We start from the raw sequence: 4,800 nt of genomic DNA on the forward strand, positions 1-4,800 counted from the left end.
GGGTGAATCGGAGGAGCAACCAGGCCTGCGCAGACAAGATACGGCTCAGGCGCGCATCCACATAATCATACGAGGCTGGACAGGTAGATCCTTCGGTCGCGCATGACTCGTCGCGCCGGATGGCGCGCCGCGCGCTCCCTCAGGATGACGCCTCTCGGCGCACGGACGGCATCACACCGGACGCGTTTACGCCTCTCGACGCGCGGACGGCAACAGACGCGACGCATCGGCGCCGTCGGCGTCATCCTGAGGCCCAGGCGCACTGGACCGGCCCGCGCACCGTCCGTCGCGGGCCGAAGGATCTACCGTCCGCCACGCCGGAGCCCGGGCGCGGCAGCGGCACGGAGCGCCGCGAGGGAACGCCCGCCTCGCGCGACGTTGGCAGGGCGCGCACGACAGAAGCACGGCCGGCTAAGCCCCTCCGGCCCTTTGACGACCACCCGGGCGCGGTCATTCACGCGCCCGGCCCGCAACCCCGCTTCACGAGGAAGAGATGCGTCCCGACGAGATCTCACGCCGCGACTTCGTTCGTACGTTCGCACTGGCCGCGGCCGTCGTTCCCCTCGGCGGCGGATGCGCCGGCCTGCTGGGCGGCGCGGCGCGTCCCTCCATGTCGCAGCTGGCGGGATGGGACATGGTTCCGGGCATCCTCGCCCGCATCGTCCCGCCCGCCTTTCCCAACCGCGACTTCGACATCACGCGCTACGGCGCCGTCGCGGGCGGCGAAACGGACAACACGGCGGTCATCCGCCGCGCGGTCGCGGCCTGCCACGAGGCGGGCGGCGGCCGCGTCGTCGTTCCCGCGGGACGCTTTCTGACGGGGCCCATCCACCTGCGCAGCAACGTCAACCTGCACGTCAGCCAGGGCGCCACGCTCGCCTTCAGCCGCAACCCGTCGGACTATCTGCCCGCCGTCTTCACCCGCTGGGAGGGGATGGAGATGATGGGCTACTCGCCGCTGATCTACGCGTGGGAGCAGGAAAACGTGGCCGTCACCGGCCCGGGCACGCTGGACGGGCAGGCCGACGCCACGCACTGGTGGCCGTGGAAGGGCGGCCGCAACGCTCCGCTCCCCAACCAGGTCGCCGCGCGCAACCGCCTGGGCGAAATGGTGGAGGCGGGCACGCCGGTCGAACAGCGCGTCTTTGCGGAAGGCTCGTACCTGCGGCCGCAGTTCATTCAGCCGTACCGCTGCCGCAACGTGCTGATCGAAGGGGTGACCATCATCAACTCCCCCATGTGGGAGATTCACCCCGTGCTGTGCCGCAACGTCACCGTGCGCGGCGTGCAGATCAACACGCACGGCCCCAACAACGACGGGTGCGATCCGGAATCGTGCACCGACGTGCTGATCGAAGGATGCCTGTTCGACACGGGCGACGACTGCATCGCCATCAAGTCGGGGCGCAACGCGGACGGACGGCGCGTGAACGTGCCGAGCGAAAACATCATCATCCGCGACTGCCGCATGAAGGAAGGGCACGGCGGCGTCACCATCGGCAGCGAGATCAGCGGCGGCGTGCGCAACGTCTTCGTGGAGCGGTGCCAGATGGACAGCCCGGAGCTGGAGCGGGCGCTGCGCTTCAAGAACAACGCGATGCGCGGCGGCGTGCTGGAGAACATCTACATGCGCGACGTGACCGTGGGGCAGGTGGCGGATTCGGTGCTGTCGATGGACCTGTTCTATGAAGAAGGGCAGAGCGGGCCGTTCGTCCCCGTGATCCGCAACGTGGAAATGCTGCGCGTAACGAGCGGCAAGAGCAAATACGCGCTGTACATGCGCGCGTACCCGAAGTCGGAGATCAGCGACGTGCGGATCATCGACTGCCGGTTCAACGGGGTGGAGCGCGGCAACGTGACGGATGGTGTGCAGCGGCTGGAGATGCGCGGAGTGAGCATCAACGGCCAGCCCGCGACCGCCACCAGCCACGAGGTGCGCCCCACCGGCGAGGTGCGCGAAAGCGACATGCGCCCGCCGGCCCAGGCTCCGGCGCGCAACTGAACGGCGAGGCAGAAACCGGCGCGTGAGTGCGGGCTTCACGGCGGCCCCCACCCGGGCTCGCATTACTCGCCCACCCTCCCCCAAAAAAGACTGGGGGAGGGTTGGGCTGGACGGAGAGTTGGGCGCGGGAAGCGGAGTTCAGGGCGTGAGCGGGTTCTGTTGAGCGAATGAATCCGCCGCTCGAACAGCGGGAACCCCCGACACACCGCGCTTCGCGCGATGTTCGGGGCTTCAGCAGTCCGGGGACATGAGCAGAGCCGGCGCCCAGTCCGCGAAAGCTGACTTCGTGTCTGTCGAGGCGCGGTTTCAACCGCCGGGTGAAAGCCGCGGACGCGCGCCGAACCATCCCCCACGCTGAGGTCTCCCCCTCTCCCGCTTGCGGGAGAGGGGGCCGGGGGGAGAGGGCAGCCCGCCGCCGCGCCGGGCCGGCCGGAGCACACCGATCCCAAGCCCTGGATCAGCATCGAAACTGGAAGGCGCAGCAACCGTGTCCGATGAACCGACGATGAGCATCCGATGACCACCATCCACAAGCGCCCGATCGCCGTCATCGCCCTGACGTTGTCCCTTGCCGCGCCGGCCGCGCACGCGCAGGTGGTGCACCTGCCCGCCTCCATCCAGCTGGGCGAAGGCACGCGGCAGGCGGGAGACGCGCCGCTTCCCATCCCCCATGCGCCACCGCGCGCGCGCCGCTCGTCCGACGGCCGGCCGTGGTCCGTGCGCATCTCCGAGTCCGTCATGCGGCGCAACCCGCAGACGCACAGGCGGTGGGACTACACGCAGGGCGTCATCCTCACCGCCATCGAGCGCGTGGGGATGGAGAAGCGCGACCGCACCATGCTGGACTACGTGCGGACCAACATGGACCGCTGGATCAAGCCGGACGGATCCATCGAAGGTTTCGACAAGTCCGAGTACAACCTGGACGAGATCGCGCAGGGCCGCCTCCTTTTCCGCCTGCTGGAGCAGACGCGCGACCCGCGCTACCGGGCGGCGCTGGATTCGCTGCACTCCCAGTTGCGGTCACATCCGCGCACGGCGGAGGGCGGGCTGTGGCACAAGCAGATCTATCCGCAGCAGATGTGGCTGGATGGCCTGTACATGGCACAGCCGTTCTACGCGCGGTATGCGAAGACGTTCAACGAGCCCGCCGCCTTTGACGACATCGCGCGGCAGTTTCTGCTCGTCGCCCGGCACACGCGCGATCCGCGCACGGGGCTGATGTACCACGGATGGGATGCGGCGCGCGCGCAGCCCTGGGCAGATTCCGCCACCGGCGTGTCGCCCGGCTTCTGGGGGCGCGCGATGGGCTGGTACCTGGTGGGCCTGGTGGAAACGCTGGAGCAGTTCCCCGCGGATCACCCGGACCGCCCCGCCCTCCTGGCCACGCTGGCCGACGCAGCGGACGCGGTCGCCCGGGTGCAGGACCCGGTCACCGGGCTGTGGTGGGACGTGCTGGATGAGCCCAACCGTGACGGCAACTATCTGGAAGGAAGCGCCTCGTCCATGTTCGCGTACGCGCTGAGCCGCGCCGCGCGGCTGGGCTACGTGGACGCGCGCTTCCGCGCCGTGGGCGAGCGCGGCTTCAACGGGCTGCTCTCCAACCTGGTGCGCGAAAACCCGGACGGCACCGTGTCGCTCATCAACGTGGTGCAGGTGTCCGGGCTGGGCGGCAACCCGCGCCGCGACGGCTCTCCGCGCGACGGCACCTTTGGCTACTACGTCACCGAGCCGGTGGTGACGGATGACTACAAGGGCGTGGGCCCGCTCATCCTGGCCGCGCTGGAACTGGGGCGCTGAGCCGCACCGATGGCGGAATCGGTGTGGCTCGGGAGGCGCGGGCGATACGCTCTGTGCCCGATCGCGATGTGCGGACGGTGGCGGATGCGGGATGGTCGCGGATGCCGATCCGCGCGTGAATACATTCTGAACCGGGACGGATGATGAGCGGGCTGTTTTCCCTGGAGGGCCGGCGCGCGATGGTCACCGGCGCCAGCCGCGGGCTGGGCCGTGCGATGGCCGTGGCGCTGGCCGAGGCGGGCGCGGACGTCGTCTGCGCGAGCAGCCAGCGCGGCGGCACGGACGAGACCGCGGCGGCGATCCGCGCGGCCGGGCGGCAGGCGTGGCAGGTGGAGGCGGACCTGGCGGACCGCGACGCCGTGCTGGCGATGGCGGACGACGCGGTATCGCAGGCGGGGCGCATCGACATCCTGATCAACAACGGCGGCACCATTCGCCGCCACCCCGCGGCGGAGTATCCTATGGAAGCGTGGGACGCGGTGCTGCGCACCAACCTGGATTCCGTCTTTCTGCTCAGCCAGCGGCTGGGTGCGGGGATGATCGAGCGCGGTTCGGGAAAGATCATCAACATCGCCTCGCTCCTGTCGTTCAGCGGCGGAATCACGGTTCCCGCCTACACCGCGAGCAAACACGCCGTCGCCGGCCTCACGCGCGCGCTGGCGAACGAGTGGGCGAAGCACGGCGTGCAGGTGAACGCCATCGCGCCCGGCTACTTCCGCACGGACAACACGCAGCGCCTGCAGGACGATCCGGAGCGCTCGCGCGACATTTCCGCGCGCATCCCGGCGGGGCGCTGGGGCGAGTCGGAGGACATGGCGGGCGCCGCGGTGTTCCTGGCCTCTCGCGCCAGCGACTACGTGAACGGCCACGTCCTCGTGGTCGACGGCGGGTGGATGGCGCGGTAGGCTGGGGCGACTGAAACGCTTGGTGTGAGTTTCTCACCAGCCGAGCAGATCGGCAAAAGCGAGCGGCTGTCGTCCTAGCTGCCTGTTGATCAA

Annotated in this window: 3 protein-coding genes; all 3 read left to right on the forward strand. The window is 69.6% G+C overall.

Going from position 1 to position 4,800, the window contains the following annotated elements:
- The first annotated feature begins 493 nt into the window (after positions 1-493).
- The gene (locus HNQ61_RS28080; RefSeq protein ID WP_205761172.1) at positions 494-2,002 is read left to right on the forward strand and encodes a glycoside hydrolase family 28 protein; all 1,509 of its coding nucleotides are present in this window, start codon (positions 494-496) and stop codon (positions 2,000-2,002) included.
- A 516-nt stretch (positions 2,003-2,518) separates the two neighbouring features.
- A complete protein-coding gene (locus HNQ61_RS28085) occupies positions 2,519-3,802 on the forward strand; it encodes a glycoside hydrolase family 88/105 protein (RefSeq protein WP_170031949.1) in 1,284 nt (427 codons plus the stop codon).
- A 143-nt stretch (positions 3,803-3,945) separates the two neighbouring features.
- Positions 3,946-4,707: a 2-dehydro-3-deoxy-D-gluconate 5-dehydrogenase KduD gene (gene kduD, locus HNQ61_RS28090; protein ID WP_170031952.1), complete on the forward strand. Its 762-nt coding sequence runs from the start codon at positions 3,946-3,948 to the stop codon at positions 4,705-4,707.
- Positions 4,708-4,800 lie beyond the last annotated feature (93 nt).

The sequence above is a fragment of the Longimicrobium terrae genome, from assembly GCF_014202995.1.
Taxonomy (GTDB): Bacteria; Gemmatimonadota; Gemmatimonadetes; order Longimicrobiales; family Longimicrobiaceae; genus Longimicrobium; species Longimicrobium terrae.

Bases quoted from the DNA above. Each gene is read 5' to 3' on its own strand.
- kduD (WP_170031952.1), top strand. From the start codon at position 3,946: ATGAGCGGGCTGTTTTCCCTGGAGGGCCGGCGCGCGATGGTCACCGGC.
- HNQ61_RS28080 (WP_205761172.1), top strand. From the start codon at position 494: ATGCGTCCCGACGAGATCTCACGCCGCGACTTCGTTCGTACGTTCGCA.
- HNQ61_RS28085 (WP_170031949.1), top strand. From the start codon at position 2,519: ATGACCACCATCCACAAGCGCCCGATCGCCGTCATCGCCCTGACGTTG.